Source organism: Micromonospora sp. C81 (genome assembly GCF_018070425.1).
GTDB lineage: Bacteria > Actinomycetota > Actinomycetes > Mycobacteriales > Micromonosporaceae > Micromonospora > Micromonospora zamorensis.
Genome location: NZ_JAGPXS010000024.1, coordinates 55,972 through 80,793, shown reverse-complemented (window position 1 = coordinate 80,793; position 24,822 = coordinate 55,972). Strand labels below are relative to the sequence as shown.

General features: G+C 71.6%; 29 protein-coding genes. 13 read left to right on the top strand and 16 right to left on the bottom strand.

Annotated features, from left to right (window positions below; genetic code table 11):
* Positions 1–103 precede the first annotated feature (103 nt).
* Positions 104–1,579 (top strand): M17 family metallopeptidase, encoded by a 1,476-nt coding sequence (locus KBX46_RS28880; RefSeq protein WP_210795090.1) that lies wholly within the window; start codon positions 104–106, stop codon positions 1,577–1,579.
* Between the two features lie 5 nt (positions 1,580–1,584).
* On the opposite strand, the gene KBX46_RS28875 is transcribed toward KBX46_RS28880, so the two are convergent.
* Positions 1,585–2,304: an O-methyltransferase gene (locus tag KBX46_RS28875; RefSeq protein WP_256440149.1), complete on the bottom strand. Its 720-nt coding sequence runs from the start codon at positions 2,302–2,304 to the stop codon at positions 1,585–1,587.
* Positions 2,305–2,906: 602 nt separating this feature from the next.
* On the opposite strand from KBX46_RS28875, the gene KBX46_RS28870 reads away from it, so the two are divergent.
* Positions 2,907–4,028, top strand: a complete 1,122-nt coding sequence (locus KBX46_RS28870; RefSeq protein WP_374223694.1) for a S1C family serine protease — start codon at positions 2,907–2,909, stop codon at positions 4,026–4,028.
* A 76-nt stretch (positions 4,029–4,104) separates the two neighbouring features.
* Positions 4,105–4,527: a preprotein translocase subunit TatB gene (locus tag KBX46_RS28865; protein WP_210795086.1), complete on the top strand. Its 423-nt coding sequence runs from the start codon at positions 4,105–4,107 to the stop codon at positions 4,525–4,527.
* A 246-nt stretch (positions 4,528–4,773) separates the two neighbouring features.
* On the opposite strand, the gene KBX46_RS28860 is transcribed toward KBX46_RS28865, so the two are convergent.
* From KBX46_RS28860 to KBX46_RS28850, 3 genes are all read right to left on the bottom strand, one after another.
* A complete protein-coding gene (locus tag KBX46_RS28860) occupies positions 4,774–5,922 on the bottom strand; it encodes an Mrp/NBP35 family ATP-binding protein (RefSeq protein ID WP_210795084.1) in 1,149 nt (382 codons plus the stop codon).
* Positions 5,923–5,998: 76 nt separating this feature from the next.
* Complete coding sequence (locus tag KBX46_RS28855; protein ID WP_141907805.1) at positions 5,999–6,649, bottom strand: DUF1003 domain-containing protein; 651 nt, start codon at positions 6,647–6,649, stop codon at positions 5,999–6,001.
* Positions 6,642–7,928 (bottom strand): magnesium transporter MgtE N-terminal domain-containing protein, encoded by a 1,287-nt coding sequence (locus KBX46_RS28850; protein ID WP_088951368.1) that lies wholly within the window; start codon positions 7,926–7,928, stop codon positions 6,642–6,644. The genes KBX46_RS28855 and KBX46_RS28850 overlap by 8 nt, the downstream gene beginning before the upstream one ends.
* Positions 7,929–7,961: 33 nt before the next feature.
* On the opposite strand from KBX46_RS28850, the gene KBX46_RS28845 reads away from it, so the two are divergent.
* Both KBX46_RS28845 and KBX46_RS28840 read left to right on the top strand, forming a co-directional pair.
* Positions 7,962–8,831, top strand: coding sequence for a PhzF family phenazine biosynthesis protein (locus KBX46_RS28845; RefSeq protein ID WP_210795082.1), 870 nt, complete (start codon positions 7,962–7,964; stop codon positions 8,829–8,831).
* Positions 8,832–8,889: 58 nt separating this feature from the next.
* Positions 8,890–9,399 (top strand): hypothetical protein, encoded by a 510-nt coding sequence (locus KBX46_RS28840; RefSeq protein WP_210795080.1) that lies wholly within the window; start codon positions 8,890–8,892, stop codon positions 9,397–9,399.
* A gap of 8 nt (positions 9,400–9,407) precedes the next feature.
* Here the strand turns inward: KBX46_RS28840 and KBX46_RS28835 are convergent, their stop codons facing one another.
* Positions 9,408–10,127: an HAD family hydrolase gene (locus KBX46_RS28835; RefSeq protein ID WP_210795078.1), complete on the bottom strand. Its 720-nt coding sequence runs from the start codon at positions 10,125–10,127 to the stop codon at positions 9,408–9,410.
* A gap of 106 nt (positions 10,128–10,233) precedes the next feature.
* Between KBX46_RS28835 and KBX46_RS28830 the strand changes: the two genes are divergently transcribed.
* Complete coding sequence (locus tag KBX46_RS28830) at positions 10,234–11,190, top strand: DMT family transporter (protein ID WP_088951372.1); 957 nt, start codon at positions 10,234–10,236, stop codon at positions 11,188–11,190.
* Positions 11,191–11,196: 6 nt separating this feature from the next.
* Here KBX46_RS28830 and KBX46_RS32770 read toward each other — a convergent pair whose 3' ends face one another.
* The 3 genes from KBX46_RS32770 to KBX46_RS28815 all read right to left on the bottom strand — a co-directional run bounded on the left by KBX46_RS32770 (position 11,197) and on the right by KBX46_RS28815 (position 13,044).
* Positions 11,197–11,841, bottom strand: coding sequence for a hypothetical protein (locus KBX46_RS32770; protein WP_247668335.1), 645 nt, complete (start codon positions 11,839–11,841; stop codon positions 11,197–11,199).
* A 92-nt stretch (positions 11,842–11,933) separates the two neighbouring features.
* The gene (locus KBX46_RS28820; protein WP_231927205.1) at positions 11,934–12,209 is read right to left on the bottom strand and encodes a hypothetical protein; all 276 of its coding nucleotides are present in this window, start codon (positions 12,207–12,209) and stop codon (positions 11,934–11,936) included.
* Between the two features lie 10 nt (positions 12,210–12,219).
* Positions 12,220–13,044: an SDR family NAD(P)-dependent oxidoreductase gene (locus KBX46_RS28815; protein ID WP_210795077.1), complete on the bottom strand. Its 825-nt coding sequence runs from the start codon at positions 13,042–13,044 to the stop codon at positions 12,220–12,222.
* A gap of 128 nt (positions 13,045–13,172) precedes the next feature.
* On the opposite strand from KBX46_RS28815, the gene KBX46_RS28810 reads away from it, so the two are divergent.
* Entirely contained in the window at positions 13,173–14,129 is a 957-nt protein-coding gene (locus KBX46_RS28810; protein ID WP_088951376.1) for a CoA ester lyase, read from the top strand.
* A 46-nt stretch (positions 14,130–14,175) separates the two neighbouring features.
* Here the strand turns inward: KBX46_RS28810 and KBX46_RS28805 are convergent, their stop codons facing one another.
* Entirely contained in the window at positions 14,176–14,730 is a 555-nt protein-coding gene (locus KBX46_RS28805) for a DUF4190 domain-containing protein (protein WP_088951377.1), read from the bottom strand.
* 117 nt (positions 14,731–14,847) lie between these two features.
* Between KBX46_RS28805 and KBX46_RS28800 the strand changes: the two genes are divergently transcribed.
* Positions 14,848–15,753: an SDR family NAD(P)-dependent oxidoreductase gene (locus tag KBX46_RS28800; RefSeq protein WP_088951378.1), complete on the top strand. Its 906-nt coding sequence runs from the start codon at positions 14,848–14,850 to the stop codon at positions 15,751–15,753.
* 24 nt (positions 15,754–15,777) lie between these two features.
* On the opposite strand, the gene KBX46_RS28795 is transcribed toward KBX46_RS28800, so the two are convergent.
* The gene (locus KBX46_RS28795) at positions 15,778–16,317 is read right to left on the bottom strand and encodes a DUF4190 domain-containing protein (RefSeq protein ID WP_210795075.1); all 540 of its coding nucleotides are present in this window, start codon (positions 16,315–16,317) and stop codon (positions 15,778–15,780) included.
* 177 nt (positions 16,318–16,494) lie between these two features.
* Between KBX46_RS28795 and KBX46_RS28790 the strand changes: the two genes are divergently transcribed.
* Positions 16,495–17,691, top strand: coding sequence for an acyl-CoA dehydrogenase family protein (locus tag KBX46_RS28790; RefSeq protein ID WP_099850308.1), 1,197 nt, complete (start codon positions 16,495–16,497; stop codon positions 17,689–17,691).
* An 87-nt stretch (positions 17,692–17,778) separates the two neighbouring features.
* Here KBX46_RS28790 and KBX46_RS28785 read toward each other — a convergent pair whose 3' ends face one another.
* The 3 genes from KBX46_RS28785 to KBX46_RS28775 are packed head-to-tail and all read right to left on the bottom strand — an operon-like array spanning position 17,779 to position 20,069.
* A complete protein-coding gene (locus KBX46_RS28785) occupies positions 17,779–18,561 on the bottom strand; it encodes a hypothetical protein (RefSeq protein ID WP_210795073.1) in 783 nt (260 codons plus the stop codon).
* 29 nt (positions 18,562–18,590) lie between these two features.
* Entirely contained in the window at positions 18,591–18,998 is a 408-nt protein-coding gene (locus KBX46_RS28780; protein ID WP_099850310.1) for a CoA-binding protein, read from the bottom strand.
* A 24-nt stretch (positions 18,999–19,022) separates the two neighbouring features.
* Positions 19,023–20,069 carry an Rv2578c family radical SAM protein gene (locus KBX46_RS28775; protein WP_210795071.1) on the bottom strand — a complete coding sequence of 349 codons (1,047 nt, stop codon included), beginning with the start codon at positions 20,067–20,069 and terminating at the stop codon, positions 19,023–19,025.
* A 93-nt stretch (positions 20,070–20,162) separates the two neighbouring features.
* Here KBX46_RS28775 and KBX46_RS28770 point away from each other — a divergent pair, with 93 nt between their 5' ends.
* Positions 20,163–20,582, top strand: a complete 420-nt coding sequence (locus tag KBX46_RS28770; protein ID WP_099850313.1) for a thiol-disulfide oxidoreductase DCC family protein — start codon at positions 20,163–20,165, stop codon at positions 20,580–20,582.
* On the opposite strand, the gene KBX46_RS28765 is transcribed toward KBX46_RS28770, so the two are convergent.
* The 3 genes from KBX46_RS28765 to trxA all read right to left on the bottom strand — a co-directional run bounded on the left by KBX46_RS28765 (position 20,546) and on the right by trxA (position 22,443).
* Positions 20,546–21,493, bottom strand: a complete 948-nt coding sequence (locus KBX46_RS28765; RefSeq protein ID WP_210795069.1) for an HTTM domain-containing protein — start codon at positions 21,491–21,493, stop codon at positions 20,546–20,548. The two genes, KBX46_RS28770 and KBX46_RS28765, sit on opposite strands and share 37 nt — an antisense overlap.
* Complete coding sequence (locus KBX46_RS28760) at positions 21,490–21,930, bottom strand: hypothetical protein (protein WP_099856984.1); 441 nt, start codon at positions 21,928–21,930, stop codon at positions 21,490–21,492. The genes KBX46_RS28765 and KBX46_RS28760 overlap by 4 nt, the downstream gene beginning before the upstream one ends.
* A 150-nt stretch (positions 21,931–22,080) precedes the next feature.
* Complete coding sequence (gene trxA / locus KBX46_RS28755; RefSeq protein ID WP_030329190.1) at positions 22,081–22,443, bottom strand: thioredoxin; 363 nt, start codon at positions 22,441–22,443, stop codon at positions 22,081–22,083.
* 548 nt (positions 22,444–22,991) lie between these two features.
* On the opposite strand from trxA, the gene KBX46_RS28750 reads away from it, so the two are divergent.
* The 3 genes from KBX46_RS28750 to KBX46_RS28740 all read left to right on the top strand — a co-directional run bounded on the left by KBX46_RS28750 (position 22,992) and on the right by KBX46_RS28740 (position 24,812).
* On the top strand, positions 22,992–23,507 hold the full coding sequence (locus tag KBX46_RS28750; RefSeq protein WP_088951384.1) for a MaoC family dehydratase: 516 nt from the start codon (positions 22,992–22,994) through the stop codon (positions 23,505–23,507).
* 93 nt (positions 23,508–23,600) lie between these two features.
* Complete coding sequence (locus tag KBX46_RS28745) at positions 23,601–24,137, top strand: hypothetical protein (RefSeq protein ID WP_172862152.1); 537 nt, start codon at positions 23,601–23,603, stop codon at positions 24,135–24,137.
* A 51-nt stretch (positions 24,138–24,188) separates the two neighbouring features.
* A complete protein-coding gene (locus KBX46_RS28740; protein ID WP_141912352.1) occupies positions 24,189–24,812 on the top strand; it encodes an RNA methyltransferase in 624 nt (207 codons plus the stop codon).
* The last annotated feature ends 10 nt before the right edge of the window (positions 24,813–24,822 follow it).

The following is a 24,822-nucleotide window of genomic DNA, read 5'->3' as shown; positions in this document are numbered from 1 at the left end:
CGACCCTGAGCCACCGGTAACGCCGGTGGCTCAGGGTCTTCATCGGCGCGGGCAGGCGGGCTCGGTTCCGCTCCGCGACACTTTCCTGGAGGTACGGTCCCGCGTGCTCGCCATCCGTCTGATCGCCGAGCCCGACCGGCTCGACGTGCTCGTCCTGCCTGTCCGCACCGCCGATGCGGCAGCGGGAGGTGACACCTCGGCCGAGCCCGTCTCGACCGCCGTGGCACCCCCGGACGGCACGGCCGACGAGGCCGCCGCGCTGGTGCCGGCGGCCCGACTGAGCGGACGGGCCGGTGAGATCCACACCCAGCTCCGCCCCGGGCGTACTCCCGGCCGGCTGCTGCTGCTCGGCATCGGTGACGGCGACGAGGCGGCCTGGCGGACGGCTGGCGCGGCCTTGGCCCGCTCCGCCGCGGATGAGATCCATATCACCATCGCGTTGCCGGAGGGCGTGACTCCGGCCGCCGTCCGCGGGCTCACCGAGGGGCTGCTGCTCGCCCCGTACCGGTTCCGCATGACCGAGGCGGGCACCACACCGGCGCTCAGCAGCGTCGATCTGCTGCTGGCCGACCCGGGCGCGTTCGAGGCCATCGTCACCACGGCCCAGACCACCGCGGCGATGACCCACCTCGCCCGCGACCTGACCAACACCCCCAGCTCACTGAAGAACCCGCAGTGGTTCGCCGAGCAGGTGGCCTCCGCCGCAGCCGACCTGCCGGACCTGCGGCTGCGGGTCCGTGGCCCGGACGAGCTGGCCGCCGAGGGCTTCGGCGGCATCCTCGCCGTGGGCGGCGGCTCGGCCAGCGGCCCCCGACTCGTCGAACTGGACTGGCACCCCGCCGACGCGCGTACGCACGTGGTGCTGATCGGCAAGGGCATCACCTTCGACACCGGCGGCATCTCGATCAAGCCGGTGCCGGCGATGAAACTGATGCGCAAGGACATGGCCGGCGCCGCCGCCGTCGTGGCCGCCACCCTGGGCGCCGCCATGCTGCGGCTGCCGGTGCGGGTCACCACGCTGGCCCCGCTCGCCGAGAACATGGTCAGCGGCTCCGCGTTCCGCCCCGGCGACGTCGTCCGGCACTACGGCGGCACGACCAGCGAGACGACCAACTCCGACGCCGAGGGCCGGCTGGTCCTCGCCGACGCGCTCGCGTACGCGGTGCAGCAGCTCAAGCCGGACCTGCTGCTCGACCTGGCCACCCTCACCGGCGCCAACGCCGTAGCCCTGGGCAAGCGCACCGCCGCCCTGTACAGCGAGAACGACCAGCTGGCCGCCGACGTGCGGGCCGCGGCCGAAGCAGCCGGCGAGTCGGTGTGGCGGATGCCGCTGCACGGCGACTACGTCGAATACCTGGGCAGCGAGATCGCCGACCTCTACAGCGCGCCGGCGCAGGGTGCCGGCTCGGTGCTGGCCGCCCTCTACCTGCGTGAGTTCACCGGCGACCTACGCGACCGCTGGCTGCACCTGGACATGTCGGCCCCGTCCTGGGCGGACGGCGACCACGCCGAGGTCAGCCGAGGCGCCACCGGCTGGGGCGTCCGTTGGTTGCTGCGCTGGCTGGCCAGCGTCGACTGACCAGGTCAGCACTTCACCGCGGCGAGCACCCCGTGGCCGACCGGAAGCAGAGCGGGGATCCAGTGCTCCGACTCCCGGACCGCCTTGATCGTCTCGCGGACGGTCACCGTCTCCGCGTCCCGAGCAGCCGGGTCACCGATCCGGCCACCGGCCAGCACACCGTTGAGCGCGAGCACGCCCCCCGGGCGCAACAACCGCAGCGCCGCCTCCACGCAGGCGTGGAAGCCGGTGGCCTCCGCGTCCACGAAGACCAGGTCGTACGCGCCGTCGGCGAGCCGGGGCAGCACGTCCAACGCGCGACCGGTGATGATCCGCGTACGGCCGGCGGCGAAGCCCGCCTCGGCGAAGATCCGTCGCGCGATCCGCTGGTGCTCCACCTCCACGTCGATGGTGGTGAGCACGCCGTCGGCGCGCATGCCGCGGAGCAGCCAGACGCCGCTCACCCCGGTGCCGGTGCCGATCTCCACCACGGCGCGGGCGTTGCCGGCAGCGGCCAGCAGCCGCAGCGCAGCTCCCGCGCCGGGGGTGACCGCGTCGAGGCCCACCTCCCGGGCCAGGCTGCGGGCGGTGCGCAGAACGAGGTCCTCGGTGACGTACGACTCGGCGAACTGTTGAGCCTGTGCCGTCGAACTGCCGGAACCGGCGACCGTGGCGATGGGGCACCTCCGGGGGCGGTGCGTGGTGCGGGGGCGGGTTGGCACTGTGAGCGTAGAGGCGACCGTCATGAGGCGCAGCCGCGCCTCCGCCTGTTGCGATCACCGGGGCAAGCGGTGACTCCATCGCGGGCATCCGTGCAATCCTGGAGGCGGTATCCCGTCAGCCGCGACCGAACCGGCCCGTGGCCGGGCGACGCGGCGCGGGATCCGGGGACGGACTGGGAGGCACCGACGTGACCGACGGCTGGGACTGGCGCCGGGGCGGTGAGACCCCGGCGGGACCGCCCGGGGCAGGGACCCCTCCGGCGGGATCGCCGACCACGCCAGGGGCTGGCAACGTGCCCATCGTGCCGTCAGCCGGCGGCCCGGCACCAGGGCACCCGCCGACGACGCCCGGGGCCGCTGTGCCGCCTGGCGGGCCCTCGTCGAGCTGGCCCGCACCCGGCACGTACGGCCCGGCTGGGCCGCCGCCCTGGCCCGCAGTTGGCGCGTACGGCTCAGCCGGGGCGTCGCCCTGGCCGGCACCTGGCACCTACGGCCCGGCTGGGCCCTCGCCGAGCTGGCCGGCACCCGGCACGTCCGGCACGGCAGGGGCGTCGCCCTGGTGGTCGGACGCGCTTGCCGATCCATGGCGGGACCCGGCTGCGCCGACCGCGGTGGTGGTGCCCGGCGTGGTGGCGACCGGCACCGAGCCCGAGGCGGTCACCGACCCGGACGCGCCGGGCCGACCGACGCTGCGTCACCTGCTGCTCATCCCCGTACTCACCGCTCTGCTGGCCGGCACCCTCGGCGGCGCGCTCGGCTACGCGTTCGCGGTCCGCGGCGGGGCCGGTGAGGTGGTGCTCGGCGGTGCGCCGGCGGAGGCCCCGGCGCTGGCCCAGCGCAAGCCGGAGTCACTGGCCGGTGTCGCCGAGCGGGTCCTGCCCAGCGTGGTCACCGTGCGGGTGAGCAGTCTCGGCGGCACCAGTGAGGGCTCCGGCTTCATCGCCACCGCCGACGGTCATGTGATCACCAACGACCATGTGGTGGCCGGCGGCACCGGCAAGGCCTCGGTGGTCTTCAACGACGGCAGCACCGCGCCGGCGACCATCGTCGGTCAGGACCCGGAATCGGACATCGCCGTGATCAAGGTGAGTCGGCCCGGCCTGCGGGCCGTGGAGTTCGGGGACTCCGACGCGCTGGCCGTCGGCGACCCGGTGCTCGCCATGGGCTCACCGCTCTCGCTGGCCAACACGGTCACCGCCGGCATCGTGAGTGCCCTGGACCGGACGATGCAGGCCGGTGAGCCGGGCGGGCCGGTGCGCTACTACGCGGCGATCCAGACCGACGCCGCGGTCAACCACGGCAACTCCGGCGGGCCGTTGGTCGACGGCGCCGGACGGGTGGTCGGGGTCAACTCCACCATCAAGTCACTGGTCGCCGAGGGGCAGGAGGCCGGCAACATCGGCCTCGCCTTCGCCATCCCGATCAACCAGGCCAAGCGGGTGACCCAGGACATCATCGGCACCGGCAAGGCCCGGCGTACGGTGATCGGCGCCCGCGTGGACGGCCCGACCGGGGCTCTCGGGGGTGGCCTGCGGCTGGCGGAGGTGGAGCCGTCCGGCCCGGCGGCCGGCGCCGGGTTGAAGGTCGGCGACGTGATCCTCAAGATCAACGGCCGGCCGATGACCGAGCCGACGGACCTGACCGCGCTGGTGCGCAAGTACGCGCCGGGATCGGTGGTGACCGTCGAGTTCCGGCGGGGCTCCGACCGGCAGAACACCTCGGTAACTCTCGCCGCGGACGCGAAGTGAACAGCGGCTCACCCCTTGCCCGAACGCCTCCCGGCGTGCGTAGTCTTGCTGCTGACGCCGAGAGGAGGCCAGCGGGATGCTCGACAACCTGAACTGGTGGGAAATCGGAGCGCTGCTGCTCCTGGCGCTGCTGATCTTCGGTGACCGGCTGCCCGCAGTCATCACCGACGGCCTGCGGCTGGTGCGCAACCTGCGCAACATGGCCCGCAACGCCACCGGTGACCTGAGTCGCGAGCTGGGCACCGACATCCAGCTGGAGGACCTGCACCCGAAGGCGTTCATCCGCAAGCACCTCCTCAGCGAGGAGGACGAGGCGGCGATCCGTAAGCCGTTGCAGGGCGTCTACGACAACCTGCGCGCCGACGTCAGCAGCGTGCACGACGACCTCAAGGACGTGGCCAGCGCCGCCGACCTGAGGTCGGACGGCGCCCGGCCCGGCACGGCCACCACCAGCCCCTCGGCGCCGGCCCCCCGCGTCAGCTACGACGACGCCACCTGACCGACCCCGCGTGCTCGGCTCGGCCCGCGCTCGGCTCTGCCTCTGCGGCCTGCCTTCGTGCTCGCGCGGGCCTGCGCTCGCCTTGATCAGCTCGGGTTTCAGAAAGTCGGTCTTAAATCGGCGAGGAATGCCCCGACTTTCAGAAACCCGAGTTGACCATGCGCCGCGCGGCCGGACCGCCCACCCGCAGACACGACTCAGCCCGCCGGCCAACAGTGGCCGACGGGCTGGCGGTGTTCGTGGTGGTCAGCGACCGGCGGGCTTGAGGCCGAGCGGCTTCCCGAGCAGCGACTCACGGCGCATCGCGAGCCGGTCGGCGACGGAGTTGAGCGCCTGCGCAGCCGGGGACTCCGGATCGGCCAGCACGATCGGGTTGCCCGCGTCGCCGGCCTCGCGCACCCGCGTGTCCAGCGGGATCTGCCCGAGCAGCGGCACCTGCGCGCCGATGGTCCGGCTCAGCGACTCGGCGACGGCCGTGCCACCCCCGGCACCGAAGATCTCCATCCGTGAGCCGTCCGGAAGCTCCAGCCAGGACATGTTCTCAATGACGCCAACCACCCGCTGGTGGGTCTGCAGGGCGATCGCACCGGCCCGCTCGGCCACCTCGGCGGCGGCGGTCTGTGGCGTGGTGACGATCAGGATCTCCGAGTTGGGGAGCAGTTGGGCCAGCGAGATGGCCACGTCACCAGTGCCCGGGGGCAGGTCGAGCAGGAGCACGTCCAGGTCGCCCCAGTAGACGTCGGCCAGGAACTGCTGCAACGCCCGGTGCAGCATCGGGCCGCGCCACACCACCGCGGCGTTGCCGGAGGTGAACATGCCGATGGAGATCACTTTCACGCCGTGCGACTGCGGCGGCATGATCATGTCTTCGACGCGGGTGGGCCGGGCCTCCGTGCCGAGCATCCGGGGCACCGAGTGGCCGTAGATGTCCGCGTCGACCACGCCGACGGAGAGACCGCGGGCGGCGAGGGCCGCTGCCAGGTTGACAGTCACGCTGGACTTGCCGACGCCACCCTTGCCGCTGGCAACCGCGTACACACGGGTGCGCGAGCCGGGCTGGGCGAACGGGATGACGGGCTCCTCGGTGGCGCCGCCGCCGCGCAGCTGCGACTGCAACCCCTGCCGCTGCTCGGGGCTCATCACACCGAAGTCGATCTCCACGCCGGTGACGCCGGGCACCGCTGCAACGGCGGCGGTGATGTCGTTACGCAGCTTGTCCTTCAGGGGGCAGCCGGCGACGGTGAGCAGCAGCTCGACGCGTACGACACCGCTGGCACCGATCGTGGCGGAGCGGACCATGCCCAGCTCGGTGATGGGCCGGCGGATCTCCGGGTCGTTGACGGTGGCCAGGGCGGCCTGGATCGCGTCCTCGACGGTGCTCACGGGTGCTGACATGCCCGCAATGCTACGTCGCGGGGCATCCGCTGCCGCCGCTGGCCGGGGCGGTGTGAGCCAATCGATGACCTGTTGATCAGCCGTCCGCTGGGCGGGGCCCGGTGCCGTCCGGCCGGGCGTCCCGGGCGAAGTCGCCGTCCAGGTCGTCGCGTGGTTCGTCCAGGCCGACACCGTCGGTCGGTCGCCTGCCGCGCTTCTCCTGCCGGATGTCCTTGTCCTGCTGGCGGCGTTCCAGCCGTTGCCGGCGCTGCCCCGCCTCGTCCAGTTCCTCGGCCAGCCGGGCCAGCTCGGAGCGGAGGAAGTCGCGGGTGGCCACCTCACCCATCGCGATCCGCAGTGCGGCGATCTCCCTCGCCAGGTACTCGGTGTCCGCCTTCTGCGCGGTGGCTCGCCGCCGGTCCTCCTCCAGGGCCACGCGGTCCCGGTCGGCCTGCCGGTTCTGGGCCAGCAGGATCAGCGGCGCCGCGTAGCTGGCCTGCAACGACAGCACCAGGGTCAGGAACGTGAAGGTGTACGGGTCGAAGCGCAGGTCCGTCGGGGCCAACGTGTTCCAGACGAACCAGATCGCGATCACCACAGTCATGACGACGATGAAGTTCGCGGTGCCCATGCCCCGGGCGATGCCCTCGGACCACCGGCCGAACGCCTCCGCGTCGAACCGGGGCAGCTTGATGCCCCGGGGCTCGCGTGGCTGGTCGAGCCGCTCGTTCCGCCGCTGCTCAGCCATCCGCGCCGTCCAGCCCCACGTCGGTGGTGCCCGGGCCGGTCAGGGCGTCGCGGTCCCGCCAGTCCCGGGGCAGCGAGTGGTCCAGCACGTCGTCCACTGTCACGGCGCCGACCAGCCGGTTGCTCCGGTCGATCACCGGCATGGCGACCAGGTCGTAGGTGGCCATCCGCCGGGTGATCTCCGGTAACGGGGTGGTGGGGCGCAGCGGGTCGATGTCGTTGACCACCACCTTGCCCAGCAGGTCGGCCGGCGGCTCACGCAGCAGCGCCTGGAAGTGCACCATGCCCAGGTAGCGGCCGGTCGGGGTGATCTGCGGCGCCCGGGTCACGAAGACCTGCGCGGCGACGGCGGGGGAGAGCTGTGGCTCCCGGATCCGGGCCAGCGCCTCGGCGACGGTGGCGTCCGGCGGCAGGATGACCGGCTCCGAGGTCATCACGCTGCCCGCCGTGCCGGGCGTGTATTTCAGGAGCTGACGCACCGGGTCGGCCTCGTCCGGCTCCATGAGGTCCAGCAGCACGTCCTGCTCCGGTGGGGGCAGCTCGTTGAGCAGGTCCGCGGCGTCGTCCGGGTCCATCTCCTCCAGTACGTCGGCGGCCCGCTCCCGGTCGAGGGCGGCGAGGATCTCCACCTGGTCGTGCTCGGGCAGCTCGCTGAGCACGTCGGCCAGCCGCTCGTCGTCCAACGCGGCGGCGACCTCGTTGCGCCGGGCGTCGGGCAGGTCCTGCAGCGCGTTGGCCAGGTCGGCCGGGCGCATGTCCTCCAGGACGGCGAGCAGGTTGGCCGTACCCCGGTTGTCGGCGATGCCGCTGAGCCCGCGCACCCGGTCCCACTCGACCTGGTGCAGGTGGCCGCGGCGGCTGAGCCGACCGGTCTGCTCCCGTACGGCGACGCGGGTCAGCGACCACTCGCCGCCCCGGCTGCAGTCCATCGCGACGTCCACGACGGCGCCGGGCTGGCCGCCCGGGTCGAGCTGTACCCGTCGGTCCAGCAGTTCCTGGAGCACCAGCAGCTCGTTCGGGCGCTTCTCGAACCGGCGCAGGTTGAGGGTGCCGGAGCCGAGCACGACGGCGTCCACGTCGATGGACGTGATCCGGTTGATGGACAGGAAGATCCGGCGGCGCATCGGCATCTCGGCGACGAGGCCCACCACCTCCGGGGGTCGTTTGGTCGCCCGCAGCCGTGCCACGGCGTCACGAACCCGCCCCACCTGGTCACCGTTCGGGTCGAAGACGGCGACTCCGGCGAGACGGGCGATGTAGACCCGGGTCGGCGTGCTCACGGGCACCAGCCTAAGCGCCTAGTGTTTATCAACATGTCGACCTTGGCCTACGAGATCGTGGACGTCTTCACCGACCGCCCTTTCGCCGGCAACCCGCTGGCCGTGGTGTTCGGCGCGGAAGCGCTGGCCACCGAGCAGATGCAGGCGCTCGCGTTGGAGTTCAACCTGTCCGAGACGGTGTTCGTGCTGCCACCGACCCAGGTCGGCGCCACCTACCGGGCCCGGATCTTCACCCCGGTGGAGGAGTTGCCGTTCGCCGGGCACCCGAGCGTCGGCGCGGCGGTCACCGCCAGCCGGCGGGGCATGTTCGGTGTGGGGCAGGTCACCCAGGAGTGCAAGGCCGGGGTGCTGCCGATCGAGGTGACCGCGTCGGGGGCGACGCTGACCGGGGGCACGCCGACTCTCGGGCCGGAGTTGGACCCGGAGCCGTTGCTGGAGATCGCCGGGCTGGTCGCGGACGACCACATCGGGCCCGCTCCCCGCGTCGCCGGCTGCGGTTTGGAGTTCCCGTACCTCCCGGTGCGTCCGGAGTCGGTGGCCCGCGCGCGGGTGAACGCGACGGCGGCGCAGCGTTATGGGGTGTCGCACGTCAGCGTCTTCTCCTGGGACGCCGCCACGCAAACCGCGCACGCCCGGGTCTTCGTGCCCGGGATGGGTGTCCCGGAGGACCCGGCGACCGGCTCGGCGGCCCTCGGTCTCGGTGTCTGGCTGGTGGCGAGTGGTCTGCTGCCGGCCGAGGGGCTGTCCCGTTACGCGGTCCGTCAGGGTGTGGAGATCAACCGTCCGTCCTCGCTGGCCTGCACGGTCACCGCGGCGAACGCTGTGGCGGTCGGGGCGACCGTCGCCGGTCAGGTGATGCCGGTGGCGCGCGGTGAGATCGCGGTGCCGCCGTTCGTGGGCTGATCACACCAAAGCGCCGGCGGCCTACGCGTCAGCGGCCGAGGTGCGGCAGGATGCGAGGGTGACTGACGACGCGCGTGGGTCGACGCCGCTGGTCGACGAGGCGATGAAGAAGGCTGCCGTGGCCTGGGTCAGCGTTTCCGGTGGGCCGGCGCTCGCGCTCTGGTGCGCCCCACTGGAGGGCGCTCTCCTGGTGGTCAGCGGGCCGGGCGAGCAGGCAGCGCCGGGTCTGGCCGACGCCACCGAGGCGCAGGTCTCCCTGCGCGGCGACCACGGTGGTCGGATCGTCACCTGGTCGGCACAGGTGAGCCGGGTGCAGCCGGGCACCGAGGCGTGGGACACCACCGCGCCGCTGGTGGCGGCGAAGCGTCTCAACGCGCCCGGCCCGACCGCTGACCTGGTGGCCCGCTGGGCCACCGACGGATGCGCGGTCAACCGGCTCACCCCGGCCGGAACGCCGCTGGCCGGCGCGGACCTGCCGGCCGACGCGCAGGCCGAGCCGCCTCGACCCACCCCGGCCGTCCGGGCCACCCGCAAGCCGTTCCGCCTGCACCGGGTTCGTCGCCGCTGATCGGCGCGTCAACCCGCCCGGCCGCCGGCGCCCACCACCTCGGCGTCGACGTCGACCAGGGCGAGCACCTCGCGCAGGGTGCCGATTGTGGGGCCGCGCCAGTCCAGGTCGGCGTTGAACACCATGTGTGTGGCCAGGTCCGCCGCGGCGAGCCGGACCGCGGTCATCCCGGCCCGCTCGGCGCCGGTCAACTCCTGGCTGCCGCCGTCACCGACGTACAGGCAGTTGCCCGGGGCGAGCCCGAGCCGCTGGCAGGCGGTCAGGTAAAGCGCCGGGTCCGGCTTGCACCGTCCAACCTGTACCGAGAAGACCCGCACGTCGAGCAGCCGGGCGACCGCGAGCTGTGGCAGGAAGGCCGGCAGTTCGTGCGTACAGTCGCTGATCACCCCGGTACGCAGGCCGCGCTGGCGTAGGGCCGCCAGCACCGGCACGGCGTCGGCCCGCAGCCAGGTGTCCGCACGGACCGCCCGGTGCCGGGACGCCACGGCCGCCCGCACCGCGGTGTCGTTCGGGTGTACGCCGGCCTGGGCGCACACCCACCGAAGGGTCGCCTCCGCGTTGCCGAGTCGACCGGTGGCCCGCTCGTAGTACGTGCGGTCCAGCACCTCGGTCAACGTGTCGGTGTCACATCCGAGCAGCTCGGCGGTGTCGGTGTGCGCGACACCGCGCTGCACCGAACGGGTGAGGGTGCCGAAGAAATCGAACAGCACCGCCTGGTAGGTGGGCATGGGGGAGCGCCTCCGGGCGGTCGGGGGTTGGCGGCGCGGACCCGCGTGATCGTAACGGAGCGATGACCCTGCGTGTTGTCCGTCATACGTGTGAGGATTACGTCCCGTGTCCCCACCTTCACCCCGGCCGTCCCTGGATCCGCTGACCACCGGCGCGGTCGGTCTGGCCGTGGTCGCCGTGTCGTCGTCCGCGCCACTGATCGCGTACGCCGCCGCACCCGCGTTGGCCATCGCGTTCTGGCGCAACCTGCTCGCGGTGGCAGTGCTGAGCCCTTTCGCGCTGGCCCGCCGTCGCGCCGAGTTCCGCAGGCTGACCACCGGTGTGGGCCGGCGGGAGGGACTGTTCTGCATCCTGTCCGGGGTCGCGTTGGCCGGTCACTTCGCGACGTGGGTGCCGAGCGCCCAGCTCACCTCGGTCGCCACGTCCACCGCCCTGGTCGCCACCCAGCCGGTCTGGCAGGGGCTGATCGCGCGCGCCCAGGGACGTGGGCTGCCCCGGATCGTGTGGATCGGCATCGCGGTGGCGGTCGGCGGCGCCGCGATCGCCACCGGGGTGGACGTGGGGGTCTCCGGCAGGGCCGTCCTCGGCGACGTGCTGGCGTTGACCGGCGGCATGTTCGCCGCCGTCTACACCGCCTTCGGTGAGCGGGCGCGGACCAGCATCAGCACCACCACCTACACCACCATCTGCTACGGGATCTGTGCACTGCTCCTGCTGGTCATGTGCCTGATCGGCGGCGTACGGCTGACCGGGTTCGACGGGCGGACCTGGCTGGCCATCCTCGCCCTCGTGGTCGGCGCCCAACTGCTCGGGCACTCGATGTTCAACTACGCGCTGAAGAAGATCCCGGCGACCACGGTGAGCGTGCTGATCCTGCTGGAGGCGCCCGGCGCGGCCCTGCTCGGTTGGGCCTGGCTGGGTCAGGTTCCCCGCCCGTACGCGCTGCTCGGGATGGCGCTGCTGCTGGCCGGGGTGGCGGTGGTGGTGCTCGGCGGCGCCCGGGCCGCTCGCCGGCCGGCACCCACCGCGCTGCCGGCCGACCCGACCCCGCTGAACGACTGACGGTCTTCACAGGTACGCGGCGAAGTGGTCCGCGACCAGATCGGTCAGCTGATCACCGTCGAGGCTGCCGTCCACCTGGATCACCCGGACGCCCAGCCGCGCGGCCTGCGCCACTGCGTCCGCCGCCACCAGTTCGTCCCTTTCCCACCTGTTGCGGAGGGCCCGCTCGGGGTCACTGACCCCCGCTGCGGCGATGCTGGCACGCGGCAGCCGGGCGATCTGCTGGGCGCGGAACTCGGCAGTGGGCACCAGCACCACCAGCTGCCGTACCGATCCGACGACCGGTGCCACCAACTCCGGTCGCAGCCCCCAGCCTTCGGCCACCAGCCGGCGGCCGGGCACCAGTGCGCTGAGGTCGTCGAGCACCCACGCGAAGCGGCGGGGAAAACCTGCCAGTGTCTCGGCAGCCATTCGGGCTGGCTCGGTGCGTACCCAGGTCGTCTCCGGATCGGGGCCGGCCGGCGGTTCGCCGTGCCGGACCCGGTCTGCGATGCGCCGGTCGTCGTGCCCTCGGGCGTCGTGCCGGTCGTAGAGGTATGCCGTCAGACCGAACCGTATGGCCAGGTTGACGGCCACTGTCGATTTACCGGCCCATTGCCCGCCGCCGATCCAGAGGGCCCGGCGCGCGGTGGCGGTCGCATCGAAATCCATGCCTCGATGTTGGTTGCCGACCACTCCAAGATCAAGTCTTGTTCTCGCCCGCCACCCTGTGATGAAGTGAGGGAAGACGCAGGTCCGCCCGGTCAGACCTCGTGGACCTCGATGACCCGGGTCGTCGGTGCGGCTTCGCCGAGCGCGGCGCGCAGCGCGGCCCGTTCCGGATCGACGAGGAACGACTCGTAGCCGGCGCGGGCGTCGAACCGGATCACGTGCACCTCGGTCTGCCCGTCGGTGCCACGCAGCCGCCGTTCCAGCTGGCCGCCGTGCCGCCCGAGAAAGGCCAGCACGGCGTCCTCGTAGCGTTGCCCGGCGGCCTCGGCCCCGGATGCGTACTCGACCAGCGCGACGAGAGTGAGCATGGCGGCCACGCTACCCAGCGATGCCGACGGCCTTCGCGCTCGCCTCCCAGAGTCGGGCGGCGAGCCGCGGGTCGCTGGCCTTGCGGTACGGCCGACGCGGGCGACGGTCGGCGTAGAAGCCGCCGTTGGTCAGCCGGGATCGGTCCTGGTTGGCCAGCCACACCAGGGTCTCGGCGCCCTTCTCCGGGCTGCGGAACGGCATGAACCGCATGCCGAACGCGACCAGCCTGCTGTCGTTGCCGAACCGGGTGCGCACCACCCCGGGGTGGAAGCAGTACGCGGACATCTCCGGCCAGCGTCGGGCCGCCTCGGCGGTGAACAGGATGTTCGCCTGCTTGCTGGTGCCGTACGCGCCGATCGGCCGATAGCCGCGCAGCGGTGCGTTCAGGTCGTCCGGGTCGAGCGCGCCGAAGCGGTGCGCACCGGAGGCGGTCACCACGACCCGGCCCACCCGGTCGGCGAGCAGGTTGGTCAGCAGGAACGGGGCCAGGTGGTTGGCCTGGATCGACATCTCGAAGCCGTCGACGGTGGTGAGTGGTTGCAGCGCGATTGCACCGGCGTTGTTGGCGAGCACGTCGATCCGGTCGTACGCGGCCCGTAGCTGCTCGGCGAGCCGGCGCACGTCGTCCAGGACCGCGAAGTCGGCTCGGAACAACTCCGGACGCTCGCCCGAGTTCTCCCGTACCCGTTCCGCTGCGGCCTGGAGGCGCGCCGGGTCCCGCCCGACCAGCACAACCTGGTCACCGCGGCAGGCCAGCTGCACGGCGGCAGCCAACCCGATGCCGGAGCTTGCCCCGGTCACCACCACCAGCCGACGCCCAGTGAGATCTTCCACAGGTCCATTCACCCCGGTCATGGCGCGAGGTTACCGTGGCGTCACAACGCCCTTTGGGATCGTTAAGTTCTCAACTCTGTCGTCAGGTGGCGTCGGCATGCCCGCCGGACGCTGGAAGGAGCGCATCCATGGCCGCAGTCGGTCGCCCCCGCAGGTCCTGCCTCGCCGTGCCGGGTTCCAGCGTCAAGATGCTCGGCAAGGCGCAGGGCCTTCCGGCCGACCAGGTCTTCCTCGACCTGGAGGACGCCGTCGCCCCGCTGGCCAAGCCGGACGCGCGCAAGAACATCGTGGCCGCGCTCAACGAGGGGGACTGGGCCGGGAAGACCCGCGTGGTCCGCGTCAACGACCTGACCACCCCGTGGACCTACCGGGACGTCATCGACGTCGTCGAGGGCGCCGGCGCGAACCTGGACTGCATCATGCTGCCGAAGGTGCAGACGGCCGCCCAGGTGCAGTGGCTGGACCTGACGCTCACCCAGATCGAGAAGACGCTCGGCCTGGAGGTCGGCCGGATCGGCATCGAGGCGCAGATCGAGAACGCCGCCGGGCTGGTCAACGTGGACGCGATCGCCGCCGCCTCGCCGCGCGTGGAGACCATCATCTTCGGCCCGGCCGACTTCATGGCGTCGATCAACATGAAGTCCCTGGTGGTCGGCGCGCTGATCCCGGACTACCCGGGCGACCCGTACCACTACATCCTCATGCGGATCCTGATGGCCGCCCGGATGCACGACAAGCAGGCCATCGACGGCCCCTTCCTGCAGATCCGGGACGTCGACGGGTTCCGCGAGGTGGCCAAGCGCTCGGCGGCGCTGGGCTTCGACGGCAAGTGGGTGCTGCACCCGGGTCAGATCGACGCCGCCAACGAGGTCTACCAGCCGGCGCAGGCCGACTACGACCACGCCGAGCTGATCCTCGACGCGTACGAGCACTACACCTCGGAAGCCGGCGGCAAGCTGGGCGCCGTGATGCTCGGCGACGAGATGATCGATGAGGCGTCCCGCAAGATGGCGCTCGTGGTCGCCGCGAAGGGCCGGGCCGCCGGAATGAGCCGTACCTCGTCGTTCACCCCACCGGCCGAGTGAACCGCCGAGCCGCCCCCGGGTCGCACCCGGGGGCGGCTCGCCGAACTCAGTAGTTGCCGCTCTCGTAGCTGGACGTGTCCTGGTTCGCGGCCCAGACGATGAAGATCACGATGACGATGGTGGCCAGCACCGCCAGCGCGGTGGCGACCCAGCCGACGATGATGCCGGCGGTGGCGAAGCCCTCGCCGCCCTCACCACGCTCCTTGATCTGCTTACGGGACACGTGGCCGAGGATCGCGCCGATCGCGCCGATGTAGCCACCGAGGCCGTACGCGCAGAGGCCGAGGGCGCCGATGATCGAGACGACCATCGCGGCGATGGCCAGGCCGTTCTGCTTCGGTGCGGGCGGGTACCCGTAACCCGGGTAGCCAGGCGGCGGGTAACCGGGCGTGGCCGCGTACGGGCCGGGCTGGGTCGGTATCTGCGGCGCGCCGCCCGCGTACGGACTGGTCGGCGCGTACGGGTCGGTCGGCGCGTATGGGTTGACTTCGATCGGCTGGGTGGGTGCCGGTTGACTGCTCACCGGGAGGGTGGGGTCACCGGACTGCTGTCCCGACCACGCCGGGTCGTGCCAGCCGCCAGAGGGCGGGGGGTTGGTCATGCGATCTCTCCGTCAGGTCGGGTGCGCCGTCAGGGTAGCCAGGAGTGACCAAAACCGTTGACCCCGCTCCCGGGTGCCGCGTTGCTTCGGGCCGGTCGTAACGGGCAGGATCTCGACATGGCATTCGACGCGCGCGCCGCGGACCGCTCCGGCAGCCGACCCAGACGGGACGTCAGCCGCCCGGGCGGGGCCCGACGTGCCCGCGCGGCCGCGCCGGCAGGCGGCCCTGGCCCCGACGAGCCGGTCGCGCTGGCCGACCCGGTGACCATGCGGCTCGACGGGCGGGTCGCCCTCGTGACCGGCGCGGGCAGCCCGGACGGCATCGGGTACGCGACCGCGCGCCGACTCGCCGACCTGGGTGCCCGGGTGGCCATCGTCTCCACCACCCGGCGCATCCACGAACGCGCTGGCGAGCTGGGGGTGACCGGCTTCGTCGCGGACCTGACCGACGAGTCGGAGGTCGGCGCGCTGGCCGACGCGGTCGCCGAGCAGTTGGGCGACGTCGAGGTGCTGGTCAACAACGCCGGCCTGGCCAGCCGGGCCAGCCAGGGAGTGCTGCGGCCGGTCGCGCAGCTGACCTACGACGAGTGGCGCGGCGAGATCGACCGCAACCTGTCCACGGCGTTCCTGTGCAGTCGGGCGTTCATCGGGGGGATGGCCGAGCGGGGCTGGGGTCGGATCGTCAACCTGTCGGCCACCGCCGGCCCCGTCAACGCGCTGCCCACCGAGGCCGCGTACGCCGCGGCGAAGGCCGGCGTCGTCGGGCTGACCCGGGCGTTGGCGATGGAGATGATCGCCGACGGCGTGACCGTCAACGCGGTCGCACCGGGCACCATCTACACCGCCGCGTCCACGATGGCCGAGATCAAGCAAGGGCTTGGCACGCCGGTGGGTCGACCGGGCACTCCGGACGAGGTCGCGGCGGCGATCAGCTTCCTCTGCTCGCCGGCCGCCTCGTACATCACCGGCCAGATGCTGGTGGTGGACGGCGGCAACAGCGTCCGCGAGGCCCGGTTCCGCTGACCAGCGGCCTGAGTGTGGCGGCGGTCAGTAGCCGCCGTTGTCGCCGGTGTTGCCCAGGGCCACGAGGGCCAGCCAGCCGCAGCACGCCAGCAGGGTGAGCCCGGTGAAGACGTAGCCGAGGATCAGCCCCCAGGTGGCGAGCTGGTCACCTTCCTCGCCGCTGGTGCGGATCTGCCGCTTGGCCACGTGGCCGAGGACGGCACCGGCCGGCGGAAAGGCGAAGGCGAACACCAGCGACAGGATCGCGAGCACGTTGGTGCCCCGACCTGGCCCGGAGGGCGGCGGGCCGTACTGACCGTAGGGGCCCTGCGGGGGGTACGGCGGCTGCTGACTCCAGTGCCCCGACTGGTGCGGCCCCTGCTGCCCGTACGGCGACGGATCGTCCGCAGGTGGCCCGTACGGTGAGCGTTCCGCCGGCAGCTCGAACGCCGGCTGGTCCGATTGTGGCGCGTACGGCGGCTGGCCGGCCGGCGGCGGCGCATACGGCGACTGGTCCCGGGGCGGCTCGTAGGGTGACGGTGGCTGCTCGTCTGACGGTGGTCCCGACGGCGGTGGGTAGCTCACAGCTGTCCTCCTCCTGCCGGTGCCGGAAAAGTCCCTCTTGCCGGACGCTACCCGCAGCGGTGAACCTTTTCACAGCGGTTGTGTGGACTGGTCACCTTGGCCTCGTCGGCTCCGGAGACCGATACTGACCCAGCGTTCAGTTACCCACGAGTAGTGCGCGGATCCCCGGAGGCTGTGATGGCTCGACTCGCCCAGACGCCCGGCCTGACCGATGTGCAACAGTCGATCCTGGAGACCGTTCGGGACTTCGCCGACAAGGAGATCATTCCGCACGCCCAGCGGCTGGAGCACGCCGACGAGTACCCCACCGACATCCTCGACGGCATGCGTGAGATGGGCCTGTTCGGCCTCACCATCGACGAGGAGTTCGGCGGCCTGGGCGAGTCGCTGCTGACCTACGCGCTGGTGGTGGAGCAACTGTCCCGGGGCTGGATGTCGATCTCCGGCATCGTCAACACCCACTTCATCGTGGCGTACCTGATCTCCCAACACGGCTCGGCCGAGCAGAAGGCCCGCCTCCTGCCGAAGATGGCCACCGGCGAGGTGCGCGGAGCGTTCTCCATGTCCGAGCCGGAGACCGGCTCCGACGTCTCGGCGATCAAGTCCCGTGCCGTCCGCGACGGCGACAACTACGTGCTCAACGGCCAGAAGATGTGGCTGACCAACGGGGCGTACTCCTCGGTGGTGGCCACCCTGGTCAAGACCGACACCGGCGCCGAGTCGGTCTACGGCAACATGAGCACCTTCCTGCTGGAGAAGGAGCCGGGCTTCGGCGAGACCGCCCCCGGCCTCACCATCCCCGGCAAGATCGAAAAGATGGGCTACAAGGGCGTCGAGACCACCGAGATGGTCCTCGACGGGGTGACAGTGCCCGACTCCGCGATCCTGGGTGGCGCCGACAAGGTGGGCCGAGGCTTCTACCAGATGATGGACGGCATCGAGGTGGGCCGGGTCAACGTGGCCGCCCGCGCCTGCGGCATCTCCATCCGCGCCTTCGAGCTGGCGGTCAGCTACGCCCAGCAGCGCAAGACGTTCGGCCAGCCGCTCGCCAAGCACCAGGCGATCGCCTTCAAGCTCGCCGAGATGGGTACGAAGATCGAGGCCGCGCACGCCCTCATGGTCAACGCCGCACGCCTCAAGGACGCCGGCCAGCGCAACGACGTCGAGGCCGGAATGGCCAAGCTGCTCGCCTCCGAATACTGCGCCGAGGTCGTCCAGGAGGCGTTCCGCATCCACGGCGGCTACGGCTACTCCAAGGAGTACGAGATCGAGCGGCTGATGCGGGAGGCCCCGTTCCTGCTCATCGGCGAGGGCACCTCGGAGATCCAGAAGACCATCATCTCCCGGGGCCTGCTCAAGGAGTACAAGCTCTGACCCGCGCCTGCTGATTCGGTGGCCCGTGGCCCGTGGCCCGGTCGGTCTGTCCGCGTCGTCGGTCGACAGCGTGATGACTGTGAGGCATCAATATGACTCAGAGGCATCACGCTCTCCGGCGAGGTCGTCCGCGCCGACGGGCGCGTCGTCCCTGGTGCTCGCCGGCTCTCCTGCCAGGTCTTGCGGTCGGAACCGGTACTCCTCGATTGCGGCGATCAGCCGATCCTCCGGCACCGCCGTGTCCCTGCCGCCGACCACCGGGGCGGGTTGCAGCGACCGCCAGACCGCGGGCCGCAGTCGCACACCGTCGAGCCGACCATCGCGCCGGTGCGGGCTGACCCGGTCGATGTTCGTCCAGTCGAGGACGTGCCGGCCGTGCCGGATCGCGCTGGGGGTCAACGCGAGCTGACCCGTGAACCGCACCTGCGCGTACGCCGTCCGAGCCAGCCACGCCGCGACACCGACGGCGACCACCGGGCGGGCGATGTCGACCCAGAGGCCTTGTTCGGGCAGGGTGGCCAGCAGAGCCGCGCCGATCACGGTCAGGGTGACCCACTCTGCCGCCAGATCGACCCAGCCGGCGAGCGACCGGCGTGCCACCAGGCCGGGTTCGACAGTGTCCAGGCCGGTGACCCGCTCCCGCCAGTGCAGCTGCCCGTCCCGCCGTGGCCACCACCGTCCGGTCAACCAGCGAACGCCGATGCTCAGCCACACGGCCACGCTCACCGCGGATGAGCCGACCGGAGGCACCTGGAGCAGACCGCCAGTGATCAACACCGCCGCTGTCGCCGCGACCGTCAGCGCAAGGAACCGGCGCGGCCACAGCCCGTCGTCCAGCGAGGGCACGCGGCTCAGCCGCAAGAAGGGCACAACCAGACGATAGGGCCCCGGCCGGGTTGTCAAGCGAGGCGGGTGAGGCCGGCGGCGGCGCGTTCGACGATGAGACAGCGGTCTTCGACGTAGTCCATGCCGGCCTCCTCGGCGATCCGCCGCGCCTCGGCCGAGACGATGCCCAGTTGCAGCCAGACCGCCGGGGCACCAATGGCCGCCGCGTCCCGGACCACCTGCACGGCGTCGGCCGCCGGCCGGAACACGTCCACCAGGTCGACCGGGTGCGGGATGTCGGCCAGCGACTTGTACGCCCGCTCCCCGAACAGTTCGTCGACAGTCGGGTTGACCGGGATGATGCGCCAGCCGTGCTGCTGCATCTGCAACGGCACGCCGTGCGCGGCCTTCAACGGGTCGCGGGACGCACCCACGACGGCGATCACGGCGGAGTCGGCGAGGATCTGCGAAGCGGTACGCACCCGCCGACTGTAGCTCTGAGCCGACTAGAGCAGAGTCAACTGCTCCGCAGCCGGCGGTGGCGGCGGCTCGGGCAGGCTGCGGTTGTCGCCCCGCTCGCCGCGGTGCAGCCCGTGCCGGCGTGCCGCGATCCGCACCCGGGCGGTCAACTCCCGCTGGTACGCCTGCGGGGCGTACGCACCGGCCCGGTAGAGCTCGCGATAGCGGGGCACGAGGTGCGGGTGCTCCCGGGCGAGCCAGTGCGCGTACCACTCCCGGGCGCCGGAACGCAGGTGCAGGGGCAGGGCGGTCACGCTGGTCGCGCCGGCTGCGGCGATCGCCGACACGGTGGTGTCGATCGACTCGTCGCTGTCGCTCAGGCCAGGCAGGATCGGGGCCATCAGCACCCCGACGGAGAAGCCGGCGTCGGCGAGCGCCCGGACCGCGTCCAGCCGGCGGCGAGGATGTGGCGTGCCCGGCTCGACGGAACGCCAGAGCTGCTCGTCGACGAACCCCACCGAGAAGGAGATGCCCACTGTGGTGACCTCGGCGGCCTGACGCAGCAGGGGCAGGTCGCGAAGGATCAGCGTGCCCTTGGTGAGGATCGAGAACGGGTTGGCGAAGTCCCGCAGGGCCGCGATGATCTGCGGCATCAGCCGGTAGCGGCCCTCGGCCCGCTGGTAGCAGTCGACGTTGGTGCCCATCGCCACGTGCGCGCCCCGCCACTTCGGCGCGGCCAACTCGCGCCGGACCAACTCACCGGCGTTGACCTTGACGATCACCTTCCGGTCGAAGTCCGCACCGGCATCGAGATCGAGATAAGTGTGAGTATTTCTCGCGAAGCAGTAAACACAAGCATGAGAACAGCCACGGTACGGGTTGATGGTCCACTCGAACGGAACGCGGGACTGCCCGGGCACGCGGTTGAGGATGGACTTGGCCTGCACCTCGTAGAAGGTCATCCCGGCGAACTCGGGGGTGTCGAAGGTGCGGGCAATGGCGCCGGGCAGCGCCAGCGGCAGGGGTGGCGTCGCTGGCGCTGCCCGCTCGGGGTCTCCCTCGACCGGGGGAGCGGTGAGGTTGTCCCAGCGCATGGCCACTATTCGAACACGCGTACGAGTGGAGTGCAAGTGACCCGCCGTACACCGGTGGTCGTTCGGGTGGTCGGAGAGGGGAGGATGGACAGCATGGAGACGTCGACCTTCGTCTACGACGGGGACTGCGCGTTCTGCACGCAGTGCGCCGAGTTCATTGCGCGCCGGATCCCCACTGGTGCGCGGGTGGTGCCCTGGCAGTTCACCGACCTGGACGCGCTCGGTCTGACAGTGGCCGAGTGCGAGGAGGCCGTGCAGTGGGTCGGGGCGGACGGCGCACGGGCCGCCGGTCCGGATGCCATCGCGAAGCTGCTCGCCGACAGTGGCCCGGTCTGGCGGATCGCCGGGGCGGGCCTGCGGTTCCCGCCGGTGCGCGCCGGGGCCTGGCCGGTGTACCGCTGGGTGGCGCGTAACCGGCACCGCCTGCCGGGCGGCACGGCGGCCTGCGCACTGCCGCAGGAAGCCCGTGAACGGCTCTACGGCCCGGCGGGGCGCCCGACGACCGGGGCCTGATCGCCGAGCGGCGCTGGGTCCGAGCTGGCGCCGACGGGATCCTGGTCCGGCAGTGTGTCGACGTCCGTCGAGGTCGGTGCGGGGCTGCCACGGCCGATGAGTCGGCGGGCCCAGACCAGCGGGCGGACCCGCTCCAGCGGCAGGAAGCTGGTCATCGCGGCCAGGTGTGGCGCGAACGAGATCGTGATGGTCGCGATGGTGACCACGTGGAACGAGTAGAAGAAGCCGACCATGGCGTGTCGCCAGCGGGGTGGCAGGAAGAAGACCACCGGGCTGAGCAGCTCGAACGCCACGATGCCGAACTGGGCGACGATCAGCAGGTACGGCACCTGGGCGATCAGGTCCGCCAGGTCCGTGCCGCGCCGGATGATCGCGCGGGCGAGGACCGAGCCGGTCAGCCAGTCCAGCCCGCCGAAGCGCAGCTTGGCAAAGGCGGCCAGGAAGTACGTGCAGATCACCGCGATCTGGGTGACGCGGAGGGCCCAGCCGCCAGCCTCGGTGCGGGTGGTGTCGCCGTGTCGGGCCCGGCCGGCGGTGGGCAGCACGGCCAGCGCGATGAGCAGCCCGAACCGGTCGTGGTCGACCTTCCCGTAGCTCATCGCGATGATCATCCACTCCAGGTACAGCGCGCAGACCGCCCAGCCGAGCAGGCGGGGTGCCCGGCCGGTCGCGGCGAGGAGTGCGAGCGCCAGCAACGACCAGAAGATCACCGTCACCAACGTCTCGGTTGGCGTCGGCAGGGGGAGCAGGCGTCCGATCAGGAGCGGCCGGTAGAGGTCGCCGGGCACGCTGACGCGGGTGCGCACCCAGGGAGTGAAGATCACCAGGTCGGCGGCGACGAAGAGGTAGATCACGGTCCGGAAGGCGGCCACCCGGCCCCGGGGCACGGCCTCGGTCAACCAGCGGGTCATCGGGTTGCCTGCCAGCGGACGACGGTCTGGTCGGTGTGCTGCCCGGTCGGTCGACCGGCGCGGATGCCGTGCCAGCGGATGACGATGCGGACCTCGACCAGCGCTGGGGCGTCGGGGTGTCGTTCGGCGTACGCGTCGGCGACCTCGGTGAGCAGCGTCGGGTCGGCGGCGTAGCGGGCCTGCTGACCCTCGATCTCGGCGCGACGGATGCCGGTCGCGTCCTGGTTGAGGTCGATAACGGCTCCGGAGCTGTTCACCCCCTCGACGCGGGTGTCCGGTGCGGGTGCGTTCGGCGGATTCGAGGTGGAGTACATCCGGAACGGGCCGAACGGGAAGTCGTCGTCGCTGCCCCAGAAGGTGCCGACGATCAGCAGGGCGAGGCCGAGTGCGGTCGCGCCGAGCCGGGTCACGCGCCCGCGGGTGGTCAGGGTCTCCATCGGGTCGTGACGATACGGGATGTACCGGCTGCCCCGGGTCCCACCGGCGGTCACTCCGGCCTGCCCAGGAAGGTGATCATGCGCGCGCCTCCGGGTACGACGAAGGCCGGGCCCGAACCGGGCCCGGCCTCGCGTGTCGCCGTGGGCGACTCAGTGGTTGTGCTCGGCCAGCTGCTTACGGACGTCGTCCATGTCCAGCGCCTCGACCTGCTCGATCAGGTTCTCGAGTGCGGACTCGGGAAGTGCGCCCGGCTGGGCGAAGACGATGACGCCGTCGCGGATCGCCATGATCGTCGGGATCGACCGGATGTCGAACTTGGCGCCCAGCTCCTGCTGGGCCTCCGTGTCGACCTTGCCGAACACGATGTTCTGGTGCTTTTCCGAGGAGCGCTCGTAGACCGGGGCGAACCGCTTGCACGGACCACACCAGTCGGCCCAGAAGTCGACCAGGACGATGCCGTCGTTGCCGGTCACCTCGTCGAAGTTCGCCGAGGTCAGCTCAACGGTTGCCATTGCACTCTCCGATCACCGCGGTTTGTCTACGTCCCGTAGAACCAGGGCTGACCGTATCGAATTCCCGGGCGGTGGGGCACGAAACGTCCTCCGTGCTGGCGGGGGGCCCGAGGGTCATCGACCCACGTCTGTCTTTCCCGGCCTGCGGAACGCAAATGCATGACGCACTTGCGTGACCAGCGGTGATGGGAGCGTTTCCAGGGAGATCCACCCGATTGAGCAGTACGAATCGGTAACTTGAGCCTTGACAAGCAGGTATCCGGCCTGCGGAGATCGCTGATCAACCTCCGGATCGTCACCGAGAGTAGTGTTACAAAAAGATAAATGTGACGCCGATCTCTGTCGAACCTACGCTGTCGTAGGGCACACTTCTCGGCATCAGAGCGTGGGCGGCGGGTGCCGGGGAGGGCCCCGCCGCTCATTGCGTCTCCCCCCGTTTTGAGTGACCGGTGTGACTTTTCCGCCGACGTCGCGCCCCGCCGGTCGCCTTAACCTTCGGTAAGGCATGCTGTGCCGAACTCCATCGCCACCCGTCGAAGGGGACCAGCATGCAGTTCGGCCGCTACTACGAGGAGTTCGAGGTCGGCGCGGTCTACCGGCACTGGCCGGGCAAGACCGTCACCGAGTACGACGATCACCTCTTCTGCCTGCTCACCATGAACCACCATCCGCTGCACATGGACGCGCACTACGCCGAGACGGCCAGCCAGTTCAAGCGCAACGTGGTGGTCGGCAACTACATCTACTCCCTGCTGCTCGGCATGTCGGTGCCCGACGTCAGCGGGAAGGCGATCGCCAACCTGGAGGTCGAGTCGCTGCGGCACGTCGCGCCGACCTTCCACGGCGACACGATCTACGGCGAGACCACGGTGCTGGACAAGCGTGAGTCGGGTTCCAAGCCCGACCGGGGCGTGGTGTCGGTGGAGACCCGCGGCTACAACCAGGACGGCACGATGGTCTGCGTCTTCCGGCGCAAGGTCATGGTCCCCAAACGGGAGTACGCGGCCAGCGCCGTGCCCGAGGGAGTGGATCCGGAGCGGCCCAGCTTCCCCGAGCCTCGCTGAGCGTCGCCGCGAGTCGGTCGCAGCCAGCCTCCGGGCTCCTTCCCCCGCAGCGGGTTCTGCCGGGGAAGGGGCCCTGTTCCCATTACGGGGCATATGCTGGCGATGGAGGTTTCGATGAGCCACTCCGTCGCCGGAGAGCCGCCCTCTGCCGGCCGCCGAGCCGCACCCTTGACCACAGCTGTCTATTCCGCCGCCGAGTGGGACCTGCTCACCGGTCTGCCCGGCCGGGTTCTCGTGGCCGCGGTGGCCCCGGGGCCGGGCCGCACGGAACGCGGTGTCCTGGCGGGACTGGCCGGCCTGGATGCCGTTGCCGCGGGCCGGGCCTCCGACAGCGATCTGGTCCGCGCGGTGGTCGCCGCGATCTACGCCCGTCACGACGGCGCCCCGCAGCCCGTCGAGCGGCTCACCGATCTGGTGGACCTGCTCGCGGCCTGCCGGGCGGCGAGCCGGGTGCTGGGGCGGCGCGCCGACCCCGCCGACTCGGCCGCGTACCGCCAGTGGGTGCAGTCGGTCGCGGCCCGCGTCTGCGGCGCGGTGCCCAGCCCCGGCGAACGCCGGGCGGAGCACCCGATCAGCCCGGCGGACCGGCGCTTCTTGGACCGGCTCGGCGCCGCGCTCGGACTGGGCTGACCGGCAGGTCGTCGCGCCGAGCGCAGACGTGGTCCGTACCCTCTGATGACCGTGACCGACGACCAGCTTGAGGTGGGTGTGGGCCCCTGGCCGGGAACCCCACCGGACGACCCCCGTTACGACCCGCAGTTGCTGGCGGAGGGGGACCGGCGCAACGTCGTCGACCGCTACCGCTACTGGCGCCACGAGGCGATCGTCGCCGACCTGGACGGGCACCGGCACGGCTTCCACGTCGCGATCGAGAACTGGCAGCACGACTTCAACATCGGCACGGTGGTCCGCAACGCCAACGCGTTCAACGCCGCCGAGGTGCACATCGTCGGACGGCGACGGTGGAACCGGCGCGGCGCGATGGTGACCGATCGCTACCAGCACGTGCGCCATCACGAGACGATCGAGGAGTTCGTGGCCTGGGCGGGCGAGCGCCGGCTGCCGGTGTTCGGCATCGACAACCTGCCGGGCTCGCGCCCGTTGGAGACCGGCACCCTGCCCCGGGACTGCGTGCTGCTGTTCGGCCAGGAGGGCCCGGGGCTCTCCGCGCCGGCCCGCGCCGCGTGCGACCAGCTCTACTCCATCGCCCAGTACGGCTCGACCAGGTCGATCAACGCGGGCGTGGCCAGCGGTATCGCGATGCACGCCTGGATTCGTGCCCACGCCGGCCCGCCGCCGGACTGACCCGCGCCCG